At 40.2% G+C, this 15,260-nt stretch carries 10 protein-coding genes; 2 read left to right on the top strand and 8 right to left on the bottom strand.

Translation table 11 applies throughout. The annotated features are described in order from the left end of the window. The first annotated feature begins 9 nt into the window (after positions 1–9). Both GJ691_RS02555 and GJ691_RS02560 read left to right on the top strand, forming a co-directional pair. Complete coding sequence (locus GJ691_RS02555) at positions 10–3,159, top strand: efflux RND transporter permease subunit (RefSeq protein ID WP_154363427.1); 3,150 nt, start codon at positions 10–12, stop codon at positions 3,157–3,159. Positions 3,160–3,161: 2 nt separating this feature from the next. Beyond that, entirely contained in the window at positions 3,162–4,565 is a 1,404-nt protein-coding gene (locus GJ691_RS02560) for a TolC family protein (protein WP_154363429.1), read from the top strand. A gap of 133 nt (positions 4,566–4,698) precedes the next feature. On the opposite strand, the gene GJ691_RS02565 is transcribed toward GJ691_RS02560, so the two are convergent. From GJ691_RS02565 to GJ691_RS02600, 8 genes are all read right to left on the bottom strand, one after another. After that, positions 4,699–5,166: a CYTH domain-containing protein gene (locus GJ691_RS02565; protein WP_154363431.1), complete on the bottom strand. Its 468-nt coding sequence runs from the start codon at positions 5,164–5,166 to the stop codon at positions 4,699–4,701. 101 nt (positions 5,167–5,267) lie between these two features. Then, complete coding sequence (locus GJ691_RS02570) at positions 5,268–6,434, bottom strand: MFS transporter (RefSeq protein ID WP_154363433.1); 1,167 nt, start codon at positions 6,432–6,434, stop codon at positions 5,268–5,270. Between the two features lie 11 nt (positions 6,435–6,445). After that, the gene (locus tag GJ691_RS02575; protein WP_154363435.1) at positions 6,446–7,375 is read right to left on the bottom strand and encodes an ROK family protein; all 930 of its coding nucleotides are present in this window, start codon (positions 7,373–7,375) and stop codon (positions 6,446–6,448) included. 11 nt (positions 7,376–7,386) lie between these two features. After that, positions 7,387–8,124 (bottom strand): GntR family transcriptional regulator, encoded by a 738-nt coding sequence (locus GJ691_RS02580; RefSeq protein WP_154363438.1) that lies wholly within the window; start codon positions 8,122–8,124, stop codon positions 7,387–7,389. Between the two features lie 40 nt (positions 8,125–8,164). Next, positions 8,165–9,457: a GH36-type glycosyl hydrolase domain-containing protein gene (locus tag GJ691_RS02585; RefSeq protein WP_154363440.1), complete on the bottom strand. Its 1,293-nt coding sequence runs from the start codon at positions 9,455–9,457 to the stop codon at positions 8,165–8,167. Positions 9,458–9,464: 7 nt separating this feature from the next. Continuing rightward, the gene (locus GJ691_RS02590; RefSeq protein WP_154363442.1) at positions 9,465–12,704 is read right to left on the bottom strand and encodes a GH92 family glycosyl hydrolase; all 3,240 of its coding nucleotides are present in this window, start codon (positions 12,702–12,704) and stop codon (positions 9,465–9,467) included. An 11-nt stretch (positions 12,705–12,715) separates the two neighbouring features. Then, complete coding sequence (locus tag GJ691_RS02595; RefSeq protein ID WP_154363444.1) at positions 12,716–14,485, bottom strand: class I mannose-6-phosphate isomerase; 1,770 nt, start codon at positions 14,483–14,485, stop codon at positions 12,716–12,718. Positions 14,486–14,588: 103 nt separating this feature from the next. After that, positions 14,589–15,245, bottom strand: a complete 657-nt coding sequence (locus tag GJ691_RS02600) for an NAD(P)H-binding protein (protein WP_179955005.1) — start codon at positions 15,243–15,245, stop codon at positions 14,589–14,591. Between the last annotated feature and the right edge of the window lie 15 nt (positions 15,246–15,260).

Below are 15,260 nucleotides of genomic sequence, written 5' to 3' on the forward strand. Positions count from 1 at the left end.
CAAAATAACATGTTTCAAAGATTTATAGATCGTCCCGTACTATCTACGGTGATATCGGTCATCATAGTTATTCTCGGTATCTTGGGTCTAACTTCCCTGCCCATTGAACAATATCCAGAAATTGCACCCCCAACAGTACAGGTTACAACAACCTATACCGGGGCAAACGCTGAAACCGTATTAAACAGTGTCGTAATTCCGTTAGAGGAACAGATCAACGGTGTCGAGGGAATGACTTATATGACATCGAATGCCAGTAATGACGGTGCTGCCACCATCAATGTCTATTTTAAGTTGGGCATAGACCCCGATATTGCTGCGGTAAACGTACAGAATAGAGTTGCTCGCGCCAACAGTGTTTTGCCAGAAGCTGTTACAAAAACAGGGGTGGTAACGCAAAAATCACAAACCAGTGCCTTGTTGTTTTTCTCCTTGTTTTCTGACAATGAGGATTATGATGCCACTTTTGTTGAAAACTATGCACGTATAAACCTGGTACCAAAACTTCAACGTATTGAAGGTGTAGGTAACGTAACGGTTTTCGGATCCAAAGATTATTCCATGCGTATTTGGTTAAAACCCGATAAGATGGCGGCTTATAAACTTATGCCTTCGGATATCCAAAGTGCACTTGTTGAGCAAAATCTTGAAGCTGCAACAGGTAAAATCGGGGAAAATGCAGATGGTGTATTTGAATATGTTCTAAAATATAAAGGTCGGCTTTCCGAAATATCCGAATATGAGGATATTATTATCAAAGCCCAGGATAATGGCCAATTCCTACGTTTGAAGGATGTGGCTGAAATTGAACTTGGTGCCTTTAATTATGGTACCAAGAATGAAGGTATGGGAAAACCCGGTACTGCTGTCGGTGTATTCCAAACTTCCGGTTCCAATGCGAACGATATCATAACCCAAATTGAAAATATCTTAAGTGAAAGTAAGGCAGATTTCCCTAAAGGAGTGGATTATGTAATCCCATACAATACCAAGGATTTCCTTGATGCCTCTATCTCGCATGTGGTACAAACATTGATTGAAGCATTTTTATTGGTATTCGTCGTGGTATTCCTATTCTTACAGGATTTTAGGTCTACATTGATCCCGGCCATAGCAGTACCTGTGGCCATTGTAGGTACGTTCTTCTTCTTATCGCTCTTTGGATATTCGATTAACATGTTGACCCTTTTCGCCATGATACTCGCCATTGGTATTGTCGTCGATGATGCCATTGTGGTAGTCGAGGCGGTACATGCCAAAATGGAAGAAGGTGCTCCCAATGCTAAAACAGCAACAAAAACGGCTATGTCCGAAATATCCGGGGCCATCATATCGATTACCTTGGTAATGTCAGCCGTATTTATTCCGGTTTCATTTATTAGCGGATCCTCAGGGGTTTTCTACCAACAGTTCGGTATTACCTTGGCCATTGCCATTGTAATCTCTGCCGTGAACGCCTTAACATTGAGTCCGGCATTGGCCGCTCTATTTTTAAAGCCACATAAAGATTCTGAAAATCATGATAAAAGTTTAAAGCACCGGTTCTTTAATGCGTTCAATACTGGGTTCGGTGCCATTACGGATAAATATGTTGGTTCGGTAAAGTTCATTGCCAAAAGAAAATGGGTCACTGTGGCCATACTTGTTATTTTCACTGGTGTAACGATCCTATTATTCCAAACCACTCCTACAGGATTTATTCCTAATGAGGATAGGGGACTTATCATGGCCGATGTTAGCATGCCCGCTGGTACGACATTGGAACAGACCCAGAAAACCGTAAAAAAATTGGATTCCATTTACGAATCAATGGATATTATTGACTCTAGAATGAACGTCACAGGTTTCAGTTTATTGAACGGGGTTAATGGGGGTTCTTATGGTTTCTCCGTATTGCGTCTTAAAAACTGGGACGAAAGAAAAGAGCCTTCCGAATCCGTACAAGCTGTTGTTGGCAGTCTTTTTGCTCAAACGGCTGGACTAAAAGATGCTCGTATTCTCTTCTTTACGCCTCCAAGTGTACAGGGTTTCGGTAATTCAACAGGTTTTGAATTGAATCTACAAAGTAAGGATGCCGACGATTGGCAAACGGTAGGAAATACCACGAATGAATTTTTGGCCGCGTTAAATGCAAGACCAGAAGTTCAGTATGCCATTACACAGTTCAATCCTAACTTTCCCCAGTATGAGCTGCAGGTAGATATTGAAAAAACCAAATCAGCCGGTTTGGCCGTTACTGATGTCTTTAATGCGATGCAAGGATATTATGGTGGATTATATACTACGGATTTCAACAAATTCGGGAAGCAATACCGCGTCATGATCCAGTCAAAACCAGAAGATAGGGCAGATGAAGGTTCGCTGAACCATATGTATGTAACGAACAACATGGGTGAATCAGTTCCGGTATCACAATTCGTGACCTTGAAGAAAATTTATGGTCCAGAAGTGGTTAGCAGGTTCAATTTGCTAAGTTCAGTGAAAATCAACGGGGCCTTAAATCCAGGCTACAGTACCGGAGATGCCATCAAGGCCATTGAAGAAGTGTCCGCAAAGGTTTTGCCGAACAATTATACATATGAATATTCTGGTCTTACCAAGGAAGAAAACAGTGCTGGGAACCAGACCATCCTTATTTTCATATTGAGTTTGGTGTTCGTTTATTTCTTGCTAAGTGCCCAATATGAATCCTATATTTTGCCATTCTCCATTTTACTATCACTACCAGTTGGTATAGCGGGCGCAATTGCGTTTATTAATTTCGCCGGTTTAGAGAATAATATCTATTTCCAGATTGCATTGATCATGTTGATCGGGCTTCTATCCAAGAATGCGATTCTAATTGTTGAATTTGCATTGCAACGTAGAAAACACGGAATGTCGATAATGGCATCTGCTATCGATGGTGCCAAAGCAAGACTCCGACCTATATTAATGACATCCTTCGCCTTTATATTCGGTTTATTGCCGTTGGCCTTATCAACCGGTATCGGTGCCGTAGGAAACCGTTCTATAGGTATGAGTGCTGTTGGGGGTATGCTTATCGGAACCCTATTCGGGATATTGATAATTCCTGCACTTTACGTGATTTTCCAATCACTACAAGAAAAGATAACAGGTGCCCCCGATCAAGAAATTCCAGAAATAAAAGAACAATAACGATGAAAAAAATAGTAACGAACAAACTTATACTAGTCGCTTTTCTTCCTCTTTTACTGCAATCATGTTTTGTGGCGAAAACCTATGAAAGGCCGACAATTGAGACAGAGAATCTTTTTAGGACCGATCAGCTGCCAAAAGACAGCGTATCGTTCGCTTCGGTCTCTTACAAAGACCTTTTTACCGATGAGTATCTAAAAGGGTATATTGAAAAAGGTCTGGAGAACAATTTAGATATTAGAATCGCCTTGCAGAATATCAATGCGGCCGAAGCCTATGTTAAACAGGGGAAAATGGGATACTTCCCTACCTTGAACGCTTCTGCCACAGCTACAAGAACCGCCAGGAACAGTGAAAATGGCCAATTCGGAAGTTTTTTCACCGAGCCTTATAATCAATTCGATATTACCGGGGCTTTATCCTGGGAAGCAGATATCTGGGGCAAGATAAGGAGCAATAAAAGAGCAAGTGATGCCAGCTATTTACAGACCGTTGCCGCCCACAAGGCGGTAAAAACGGATTTGGTCGCGAACATTGCCGCTACATATTATCAAATACTCGCACTTGACCAACAGATAAAAGTAACCGAGGAAACAATAATAAACCGATCCAAAAGTTTGGAGACCATAAAGGATCTGAAAGAGGCGGGACAAGCAAACCAAGTAGGTGTAGATCAAACAGCCGCACAACTTTATAGTGCCCAAAGTCAACTGTTAGATCTTAAAAATTCGTTGTTCATTGCCGAAAACTCTTTAAGTCTTCTTTTAGGTGAAGAACCACAATCCTATCCAAGGAGTACCCTAGAAGACCAAACCTTGGCCAATGAAATGAAATTGGGCGTTCCTTCTTTATTATTGAGAAATAGGCCAGATATTTTACAGGCCGAATATGCCCTAGTGAATAGTTTTGAACTTACGAATGTAGCAAGAAGTAATTTTTATCCTTCGATTACCCTTTCAGCAAGTAGTGGATTTCAAAGCTTGGAGTTGGATAATTGGATAGATTCCAGTTCTATTTTCGCCAACTTGGTCGGAGGTCTTACCCAACCCATATTCAATGGGAGAAAGGTAAGAACTGCCTACGAGGTATCAAAAGCCAATCAGGAACAAGCGTTATTGAACTTTAAAAAGACTCTTTTAGTTGCAGGAAAAGAAGTTTCAGAAGCGTTGTATGATTATAATATATCCCTTGAAAAAGAAACATACATCTCTAAACAGGTCGTAGCATTACGTAGGGCTGAGGATAATTCCCAAGAATTATTGAACAGTGGCTATTTAACCTATTTGGATTTGCTTACAGCTCGTGAAAATGCCTTGAATGCCGAGTTAAACCTGGTAAGCAACAAGCTTTCGCAATTATCTGCAACCGTGGAATTATATCGCTCATTGGGCGGCGGATGGCAATAACGATTAATTCGATGGTTATTAACCTGAAAAATAGGTTAAACCAAGTATAAGAAACTATTGAAAAAGGAAATGAAAACCCTTTGGCATGACTCAAATCGACTCATGTTAAAGGGTTTATTTTATGGATAAAACGCTACCATCCAGTAAAAGGATTTTTGCTTAATTGTGAATTATAATATTTGATATCACCGGTAACTTCTTCCCCAAGCCAATCGGGGCGTTCAAAAAAATCATTTTCATTATCCAATTCTATTTCGGCGATGATCAACCCCTCATTGTCCCCATGAAATTCATCCACCTCAAATAAATACTTTCCCATTGGGATTTCATACCTTGTTTTATCTATTACCGATGGTTCACAAAGCTGTAGTAACGCCTCTGCCTCCTCAACCTTAATTCCCGTTTCCCATTCGAATCTCGTAGTGCCCGACGCATTGGAAATACCCTTAACGGTCAAGAAACCCTCATCACCCTTAATCCGCACACGTACCGTTCTATCGGGATCGGTATTCAGAAATCCTTGAACTATCCTCTTTCGTGAGATTGCAACTTCTCTATAGGAGATGTCCTTAACCAAATACTTACGCTCAATTTCTACCATAATCAACAAGTCTTCAAAACTAAAAGTATGTAAATGAAAGCAAAAATCCCCATAAACTTTATGGGGATTCTTGGAATATTAAATTGATTCTTTTTTAAGAGCTAGGCCTTTTCTACCTTATCCTGCTTGGCCGTAAACGGTATGATCAACATATATGCAAAACATGCAACCAAAACTATAAGGCTTCCCATAATCCCGTAGCTGGAACTAACAAAGCCCATAATTGGAGGGATTACAGCCCCACCTACGATTGCCATGATCAACAACCCGGAAATTTCATTAGACCTTGAGGGCATTTTATTTATGGCGATAGAGAATATCAAAGGAAATAAGTTACCCGCTCCAAGGCCAACAATGAAAATACCGATATAAGCCATCATTTCGGTAGCGGAGAACATGATCATTAGAGTGCCTATAATAGCCAATATCGTGGTAGTTACCAAAAAGAAAATAGGTTTTAGGAATTGGAGTAAAATGGCCCCTACGAACCTACTGATCATTAAGGCCGTAAAATAAACACTTATACCGTAAGATGCGTTTTCCAACGTTAGTCCGTGAAGCTTCATGAGAAAGCCCTGAATGTTCGAGTTCATTCCTACATCGGCACCAACAATAAGGAATATCGCGATTACCATGGCAAGTACAAACTTATTGGTAAGCAGTTTCATGCACGATGCGAAGGTAGCCGGAGTTTCAGACTTTATGCTCTCATCTATCTTGGTACCTGAAAGCCAAAGCAAATTGGCCAAAGACAATAATGCATATACAGCGAATACAAGAATCCATTTATCATAGGTAATAGCCATATAAGTTGCAATGATAGGTCCTGTTAGCGAGGTAATGGCCTTCATGAACTGGGATAGGCTTAAAAAACTCGAGAGTTTCTCCTTGGGGGTCACCTCTTGTAACAATGGACTTGCGGCGACCTGTACAATGGTATTACCGATTCCCATAAAGACAAAGGCTATTAAAATAACCACAAAAGAGTAGTGAATAAACGGTAGGATCAGTCCAAAAATAGTGATCATAATTCCTAAGTTCATCATTTTCTTTTTCCCTATTTTATCTTGTAGTACACCTACGGGAATTGAAAAGACGAAAAACCATATGAACACCATGGACGGGATAAACTGTGCCATGGAATCCGAAAGGTCGAAATCTTTCTGTACGTATCCTGTTGAAACGCCCACGATATCAACAAACCCCATAATAATGAAGGTCAGGAATACTGGGAAAAATTTGTTCAGTTGTATTTTATTGGTAGCCATATATAATTGTTTTAAATTTCAGGGAGTTCATTTTTCACTACATTCCAAAAGTCGTTCACAAAAAGTTTGGCACTACCTATTATGGCCGCGTCTTCTAACAAAGGAGACACTTCAAACTCTAACTGTAAACCTGCCTTTTCCAAATCGTTCTTTAATTTAGGCAAGAAAAGGTCACTGGCTTTTGAGATATTACCGCCCATGACTATGATTTCCGCTTGAAACTTTTTAACGAACGGTATCATGAATTCTGCCATATTAGCACCGAATTCATTGAAAACTTTTCTTGATTCATCGGTATCTGCAGCAGCGATTTCCTTTACACCCTTTACACGTTGGGAGGTAAGTTCAAAGTACCGTTCAATACACCAACGGGTAGAAAAATAATCATCGCTGATACCCGTTTTATAAGGTTTGTCCCACAAACAACCATCTTGGGGAACGTCATTGGAATTTACTTGTGGAACTCCATTGCTGATAAAAGCAGAACCAAATCCCGTACCCAAGGTTACAACGATAACCTTTTTGCATTTTCTGGCCTTACCTTGTGTAGAAACCCCTACACCAAAAGAAGTGGCATCGTTCAGAAACCTTAGATTTACTTTTTCGCTATTGATGAATTTTGGTAGTTCTTCGGGCACTGAAACATTATGTAAGCTTTCATACTTATCATTATCCCCTTCGAACATGGCAACCCCTGTTTTATAATTGAAAGGGCCCGGTATCGCGAATCCGATATCTGCCTTGGTCTGCATTGAAACACTTTCAATGGACTTATTAATGGCCTTGGCCCAATCCTGCATAATAACATCCTTCGATGCCTTATTGTCTATTTTTGCAGAAAACGTCGTATTTTCAAGAATTTCAAAGGTTCTTAAATTAACAGCTGCGCTAGTAATATGGCTTCCGCCAATATCTGCCCCTATTGCTATTTGATCGGTCATATTAATTTTATTTAGAATTCTCTTTTTATTTCAATATCGTAAGTAAAGTAATCGGTATTATAGAATACGATATTGAATTCGACTGGTCTCTCCCCAGGGTCGCATACCAATCGCTCTCTTTTTAAAATAGGTACTTCTGGAGTTAGATCCAAAGTGGAAACCAATTCTTGATCTGCTTTTATGGCGCTTAACCGCTCTTTGGACGTTGCAACGATGGTATCATGTTCGGTTTCCAATAGTTCATATAGCGGAGTAATGAAGTCCTCTTCCCCTGTTATCCCCACCCTTGGATGAAAATAGGATACGGAATATAGGTACTTTGCCTCTTTTGACCCACGTACTTTCTCGAGCTTCCAGATTTTCTTTGAATTGGATACGGACAAGGCTTCATAAACTTCGTCCGGTGCGGTTTCAAATGAAATTTTAACTAAATAATTGACGACTTCAATCCCCAGTTTATCCATTTCTTTGGTGAAACTGATCCAATTATCAAGTCGTGTAGCGATTTTTTTGTTGAGGACTTTGGTGCCGACCCCTTTTTTACGTTCAATGAGTTGTTCTTGAACCAAAGTGTTTACGGCTTGGCGAACCGTGTTCCGGGATACCCCTAATTTCTTAGCTAGGGTCACTTCTTTGGGTAAGAAAAGTTTTCCGCTTCTATAGTCTTCTTGCACGATCAAAGATCTAAGGTATGCCTCAATCTGTGCATGTAGCGGTACTGGGCTATTTTGGTCTAATTTAAAGTCCATAACCAAATACTGTCCATATTCCTTCGTTAATCATCCTCACCTATTCGTTATGGGAATTCGCCCATTCTTCAAAGTTAAGAATTGCTTTGTAAAGTACACCAGCAGATCCACGAAAAGTACCTGAACCTTCCGGTTTATTATCAACAGTGTACCATTCATAAAAGCCATTGTTCTTTATAACCCTATCGGTCATCGGCAATAATTGTTCATACGCATCCTCGACAAAACCATATTTCACCAATTGCTGAATCATTCTTGCCCCGAACCAGGTCCAATCGCCACCGTTTTGGTAGTTATATTCCGGATTCATGATTTGGTTCGCAAAATATCCTGCAGGATATGGGGGATATAATGTTAGACCGATCGATCCAGCACCTGCTTGTTTTACCCTGGAAACCATTTCATCGATAGATATTTTAACTTCCTCCTTTGAAAGTAACCCCGCCTCAATTGCCACAGCAGTACCCCCAAAATAGTAGATTTCGTTCTCATTAAAATCCTCAGGAAATGGGGAGCCATCTAAATAAATATGGGGTATGAATTTTTGGGTCTTACTATCCCACAGATGGTTTTTGGCATTTTTTGCCAATCGTCTCCTGATAGGCAACCATTGGTCTTTGATTTCTGGTATTATTTCCAACATATTGTCCAAGGCAATGATCAACATGGCATTGTCATAGATATCAATGGCCCTATGTGTATTCCCGTCAATATCAACACCCCAGCCATGCTCTGGTTGCACATCGCCCCAATCGGCAGTGGTTGCCCCCCAAATAAGGCCGTATTCCTTAGAGAACCGCTTGTCCATTAAAAACTGTACCGCCCACTCCATACGTTCAGCAACTGTTTTATCCCCTATTTCCACGTCTAGAATGGAGCTATCCCCTGTCGTCTTTACATATTTGTATACGGCTTGGATCAAAGAAGTTTCCTGATCGGTCTCTACAGTGTTCTTATGGCCAGCATAACGGGGCTCTAATTCGAAGTAGCTGAAATCGGTTTCTTCTTTGGTAATGGCCTCGGCAGGTGTAAACCCATCGATAATATTGCCATCATCGCCCTGCATTCTAAAAAACACCAAAAGGTTTTCCTTTAATTCCTCTGGCGGAAATACTTCCGCTGAAAGTTCAATAAACGTATTATAGTCCCTAATCCAAACCTCGCGATAACCATCACCAGCATTAAATCCGGTTTCGATAACCGCCAAGGCCCGCTTTTTGACGGCATCGAATTGTTGGTTGGAAAGTACTTTTTTGGCGAGTTCCTTGTTTTCATTACGGTCTTTGCAACCTAGTAAGACCAAACCCAATACAATAGTGATCAGTATTCTCATTTTTTAATTATTTATCGTTCAACGTTGATGGTGGAAGGCTTGATACACCCCATTTTTTATTAGGTTCGGGACCCATTTCCAATTCTAGTTTCCCTCCTTTCAACAGCTCCTTAGAAGGGAACCAAAAGTTCTTTAATCTTTTTCCGTTCAACGTTGCACTTTGTACGTATTTATTATTGAAGGATGTGTTTTTTGCCTCAATAACAAAAGTTTCACCCCTTCCATATCGTCCTCCTAAATCTATCTCTACCTTTTCAAAAATTGGACTTCCTATTTCATAGATGGGATCTACACGAACCCCACCATCTGTTTGAAAAAGCCCTAAGGATGCCATCATGAACCATGCGCTCATTTGCCCTTGATCCTCATCGCCTAAATAGGCGTTGGATACACCAAAACCATAATACCTATCAATAATATCCCTACTCCACTTCTGCGTTAACCAAGGTTTTTTAACCCAATTGAACAAGAATGAAAAATGCATGGATTGTTGGTTACCTTGCGTAACCGGAAAATCCCAATACAACTCATTCGGCGCATTGTACCGCCACGGACTACTGATATTAAACCCATCATCCAAGCGTTTTGCGAATTCCTCCTCACCAACAATAGCAGCAAGTGCAGGCACATCTTGTGGAACAAAAAATGTTAATTGCCATGCATTACCTTCAACATACTGAAAATTCCCTGCCGTTTTAATAGGGTCGAAATCGGGGAACCAAGAACCGTCGGAATGTCGTAAATGGGCAAAACCGCCGTCCGAATTAATGGCATTTTTCCACCAATACCCTCTTTGTATAAATTCACCATATTCCTTATCCTTACCTAATGCCTTTGCCAATTGGGAAACCGAAAAATCATCAAAAGAATATTCCAAGGTATTTGAGAAACGCCCTTTGTTATAGGGCACATAATGGTATTTTAAATAGGGTTCCAAGTCCCTATTCCCTGCAAAACCATTTCCTACCTTTTGACCTAAAGTGGTCTGCATTTTATATACAGCCTCAAAGGCCTTTTCCGCATCGATATTGCCAACGCCCATTTGATAGGCCCCGACGATAAGTGGTATCTCATGTTCTGCCACCATGACCGGAATATATTCCATTCCAGCAGGTCCTTTGGCCAACCAGCCATTGGCATCATACATTCCTAATTGTGAATTCACCCATTTCGATGACCAATCAGGAGTTGCCAAATTCCAAAATTGATTAAGGTTCCAAAATGTATTCCAAAAGGCATCACACCCTAAAGCCACTCCGTTAGGGTCTTCAATTTTTTGAACCTGCTCCTCGGCATCGACCCAGCTACCATCAACATCACTGAATATGTTCCTACTTACCAAAGCACGGTACATGTTTGAATAAAACCTTGTTTTTTCCAATCGGTCATTCGATGTGATCAGGACCCTTTCGAATAAATCGTTCCATGCATTTTCTTGATTCTCCCGAACTTTTTCAAAACTCCAACCAAAAGGTTTTGTTATTTCCTCGTCTAAATTGAGGGCAGCGTTGTCTATACTTACATAGGAGATAGCGGTTCTTGTCTGTACCACTTGATTATCCTTGGTATCAAATTCAACAAAGGCAACTACATCTTCTGGATTTTCAACCTTAAATTCCGCAGTATTCGTAATGGCGGCATCATCCTTTCCTTCTTTATCGCCATCTACCCAAACACCAAAATCCTTGATTGGGGTATCAAACTCCATTACAAAATGTACGGTATACTCTTGTGCTATATCATCCCATTCCTTGGGTTGATCACCATCTTCGACAAACTGTTTCCTATAATAACCTTCTCCCCAAACCGAAGGGGATATTTGCTTACTATAACCAACAATCTTAGAATCGCTTACTTTTTTAATATAAGCTTCTTCAATCTTATAATTGTATTCTGAAGGTGTTTGTAAATCAACAAGTATCCTAGAATTGGGCTTATCCTTTGGATAGGTGTACCGCTGAAAACTGGCACGCGTAGTTGCCGTGAGTTCCGCCTTGATCTTATAATCACTTAAAAATACGGAATAGTACCCCAACGGCGCCTGCTCTGTATTTTTGTCAACACGTGAACGATAACCGGAATCGGGTTCTCCGGGGTTCCCGACCTCGGTAACCAAAGGGCCATTGGTTGGAAAAGTTCCCAAACCGGCCATAGTCCATTCGTGGATATGGCTAAATGTGCCCACACTTTCAAATGAAGGCTGATACCCTGCCTGCCACCCACTTTTCTGGTTATCCGGACTTATTTTAACCATCCCGAATGGCATCCATGGTCCTGGGGCGATCATCCATCTAGAATGCCCTGTTCCTATTTTGGTGTTGACATAATCAACTAATAGATTTTGTTTTTTAGGCAACCTTTCCACAGTTCCCTTTTCTATTGGTTTACCATCCAATAAAACCGTGTAACTACTGGCCTTTAATGTTTTAACGGCCCTCATAGGTGCTTCATAAATGCTTCGACCATGCTCTACGGTTTCTTTGAATATCACTTTACCATCCAACTCTACCTGAAGCAGTGGATTTCCTGAAAGATGCTGAACATCCAATAATAAGGGCTGGGTTTCTTTGTTATCGATCTTCAATTCGTAGTCCGCAGCTGTAACATTTCTCAAGAATGCGTTTTCGGGCTTTATCAACTTCACATTTTCAGGCCCTTCCAAACGAACTTGGTCAAAAACCAACCAACTGCCTTCCAAAGTCGTCAATTGTATTCTATTACCACCACGTTTTATCAATTCTTCCGGAATAGGGATACTCAATTTTTGTTCCTTGGTATCCTCATTAACCCCTTTTAAGGCTTCAGCATTCTGCCCTTTATCAAGCTTGAATTTCCATGATTCATCATTAACACTTACTTTGAACAAGGGCGGTGTTTCCGGGTTACAATCCAAAACATCAACTACCAATCTCCAAGAACCCTTGCTTGGTTTTTCGCTAATTCCAAACAGGATATTTATTTCATGTGGACGTATCCCCGCTAATCCCGAAGTACCTCCCCAATAATCCATCGCACCTGGCAACACAAAAGGAAAGTCTTTTTTCTCATCGGAAAAACCGACTAAATAAAACCGGTCTTCCCATCCAAAATCATGTTCCAAAAACTTTGTATATCCAGAATTAGATAAGGCAAATTCCGAGCAACTATCATCCGATTTCCCTATTTCCCAAACCGTTGAATCCTGTGCCTGCGAAGTGGTAAACCATACTAGCGCGATAATTAAAAATAGAAACTTTAAACAACTCATTTTTTTTAGTTTTAACATGCTTCGTCCTTTACAAAAGATACAATAACCTTGGCCCTGTTCTTCCCTTTATTCACCAAAAAATAATTTTCGGCGGATGCAGGAACCGCAAAAGTTTCCGCAAATTGGAAGGTTTGGGTTTTGCTACCCTCGACCTCCAGTTCAATGGACTCTCCCTCGACCAACATCAACACATGACACTGATCGTTCGTTCCTATATCGACCTTACTATCGAATTCATATCTATAGATGTCATAAAAATGATCTTTGTGGGTCTTTAGGTGGATTTTCTCCCAATCATCCCCTGATGCTTCGATTTTTGGTTGTGCTATGAGGGTTTCGGGCACCTTTTTCCCCTGTCTTTCAAAATTGAGGTTTTCAAAAGCCCTTTCAATATTCATAGGCCTAGGGTTGCCCTCTAGATCCATACGTTGCCAGTCATACATCTTAAAAGTAAATATGTATGGTGTTGCACTGATTTCCAATACCATGTTATTAGTACCTGAACAATGAATGGTACCATGGGGAATTAAAAAAAGATCATGTTTTTGGGCTGGGAATTTCTGTACGTATTTTTCAACATCCAATTCCTCCTTCGATGTATAACTATGTTCCAAGGCCCTTTTAAAACCTTTAGGGTCAATACCCTCTTGGAAACCCAAATACACTTCGGCATCTTCACCGGCATCCAGAATGTAATATGTTTCGTCCTGTGTAAAATTCTCACCAAACTCTTTTTTGATATACTCCGGTTTCGGATGACATTGCACCGATAGGTTCCCCCCTTGAAAAGTATCCAAGAAATCGAACCGAATCGGAAATTCATCACCAAACCTATTTGCTGCCTTTCCTAAAACGTTTTCACTTTCTTGAAACATCAACATGTCGAAAGAGACTTCCAATAAGGCCCCATCACTTTCAAACAACAAACCGTTCTCCGGTACGATCATCTCAAAGGACCAAGCGTAATTGGGCACATCCGGATTCAATTCCTTAAACCTTTCTTTCATCCATTGCCCTCCCCAAACTCCAGGTTCAAACCATGGCCTCACCCTGAAATAGAATTTAGACATGCTGGTAAGGGCCTCCCTTAAATCTTCACCAGCCATCCAAACCGGATTTCCCGGCCTTTGTTGATCTACTATTATTGAAATATTTGGTAGTAGTCTCTTTTTTTCTCTGTTGAGCATAGGCCAATCTACAAAGTAAAAATGCTTGTACATTTGTTTATGGGCCTTTGGCGAATTAAAACCCAAATTAGTTATGGCATTGGCTCTCATACGAAATTGAAGTTCGTTTTTAGGCAAGTCAAAATAAACCAGCCTTCCGTCTACGCGAAGTGTACTTGCCCCTGTGCCATAGATTATGTTGATATTTGCATCTGGGTCTAATTTGTAATGGCCCAATTTTTCTTCAACGAAATAATCCCTGATTTGAATCGAAGCTTTATAACCAAAAATCGGGTCATCACCACCTAAAAACGGGGTTATCAAGGAAGAAATATCATCTTCCGACTTCAAAAAAGCATTTATGTCCTGGAAAGATGTTTTTAGTCCTTTTCTATCAAATTCCGCACGCATTGAGGTAATTACCTCATCCCAGTCAATACCAACATAACCATCTAAAATTACTATTTCGGAATTGGCCAATTCATCTGCCAAGGTGGAATACCCTTTTTTGATAGCCCCATTTTCAACAGGAAATGAAGGATAAATATCATAGGACGAATCTTGGTGGCTTTCTTTTTCAACTGGAATCAAAAATTGAGATGTCTTTCTTTTCATTATTAGTTTTCAATAGTAGCAAACGAAGATAATAAAATTATATGTACATATGTCTATACATATTAAATTATAATAACAAAAGTTCCTTATCTAAACTTACTTATTATCGTTGACCTAGATCCTGGATAACATCGGATGGTATCCTATTTACCTCAAAATCATTATTTGCCAACCAAATCATGGCTTTTGCAATGGTTTCGGGGTAAATTGACCTATACTTATTCAAAGATCCGGCCATAACGAAATTGGCCACCCGCATCAATTGTTTAAAGATCCATTCCCCAATTCTTTTTTCCTTTCGTTTACCACCTATCAATGAGGGTTGCAGAATATACGTTCTAGGTATTTGAGCCTTTAATACGGCCTCCTCCATTTGTCCTTTTATCCTATTATAAAAAATAGAACTATTGGCATTGGCCCCCAAAGCCGACATGACAATGAATGTTTTTATTCCGTTCTCTTTCGCAAGTAAGGCCGCATTTTTGGGAATACCTAAGTCAATCTTCTTATAAAAAACCTTATTTGGGGTTTTTGATTTTGTTGTTCCAATACAACAGAAAACCTCATCACCCTTAAAATTTTCTTTAAAATCTTCCAAGCTGAACATATCACCCAGAAATTCTTGGAGTTTTGGATCTGAAATACCTACCGAACTTCTCGAGAATAGCTTTATTCTGGAATATCTGGAATCATTCAACAAGAGTTCTAAGAGCCTACCTCCCGTCAGTCCTGTTGCCCCTAAGATTATTGCTGTTTTCACCGCTGTTGAATTGGT

Source organism: Maribacter luteus, from assembly GCF_009674825.1.
In the GTDB taxonomy this organism is placed as follows: Bacteria; Bacteroidota; Bacteroidia; order Flavobacteriales; family Flavobacteriaceae; genus Maribacter_A; species Maribacter_A luteus.

Excerpts from the sequence above, each read along its gene's own strand:
- GJ691_RS02555 (WP_154363427.1), top strand. The coding sequence starts at position 10 with ATGTTTCAAAGATTTATAGATCGTCCCGTACTATCTACGGTGATATCG.
- GJ691_RS02560 (WP_154363429.1), top strand. The coding sequence starts at position 3,162 with ATGAAAAAAATAGTAACGAACAAACTTATACTAGTCGCTTTTCTTCCT.
- GJ691_RS02565 (WP_154363431.1), bottom strand. The coding sequence starts at position 5,166 with ATGGTAGAAATTGAGCGTAAGTATTTGGTTAAGGACATCTCCTATAGA.
- GJ691_RS02570 (WP_154363433.1), bottom strand. The coding sequence starts at position 6,434 with ATGGCTACCAATAAAATACAACTGAACAAATTTTTCCCAGTATTCCTG.
- GJ691_RS02575 (WP_154363435.1), bottom strand. The coding sequence starts at position 7,375 with ATGACCGATCAAATAGCAATAGGGGCAGATATTGGCGGAAGCCATATT.
- GJ691_RS02580 (WP_154363438.1), bottom strand. The coding sequence starts at position 8,124 with ATGGACTTTAAATTAGACCAAAATAGCCCAGTACCGCTACATGCACAG.
- GJ691_RS02585 (WP_154363440.1), bottom strand. The coding sequence starts at position 9,457 with ATGAGAATACTGATCACTATTGTATTGGGTTTGGTCTTACTAGGTTGC.
- GJ691_RS02590 (WP_154363442.1), bottom strand. The coding sequence starts at position 12,704 with ATGAGTTGTTTAAAGTTTCTATTTTTAATTATCGCGCTAGTATGGTTT.
- GJ691_RS02595 (WP_154363444.1), bottom strand. The coding sequence starts at position 14,485 with ATGAAAAGAAAGACATCTCAATTTTTGATTCCAGTTGAAAAAGAAAGC.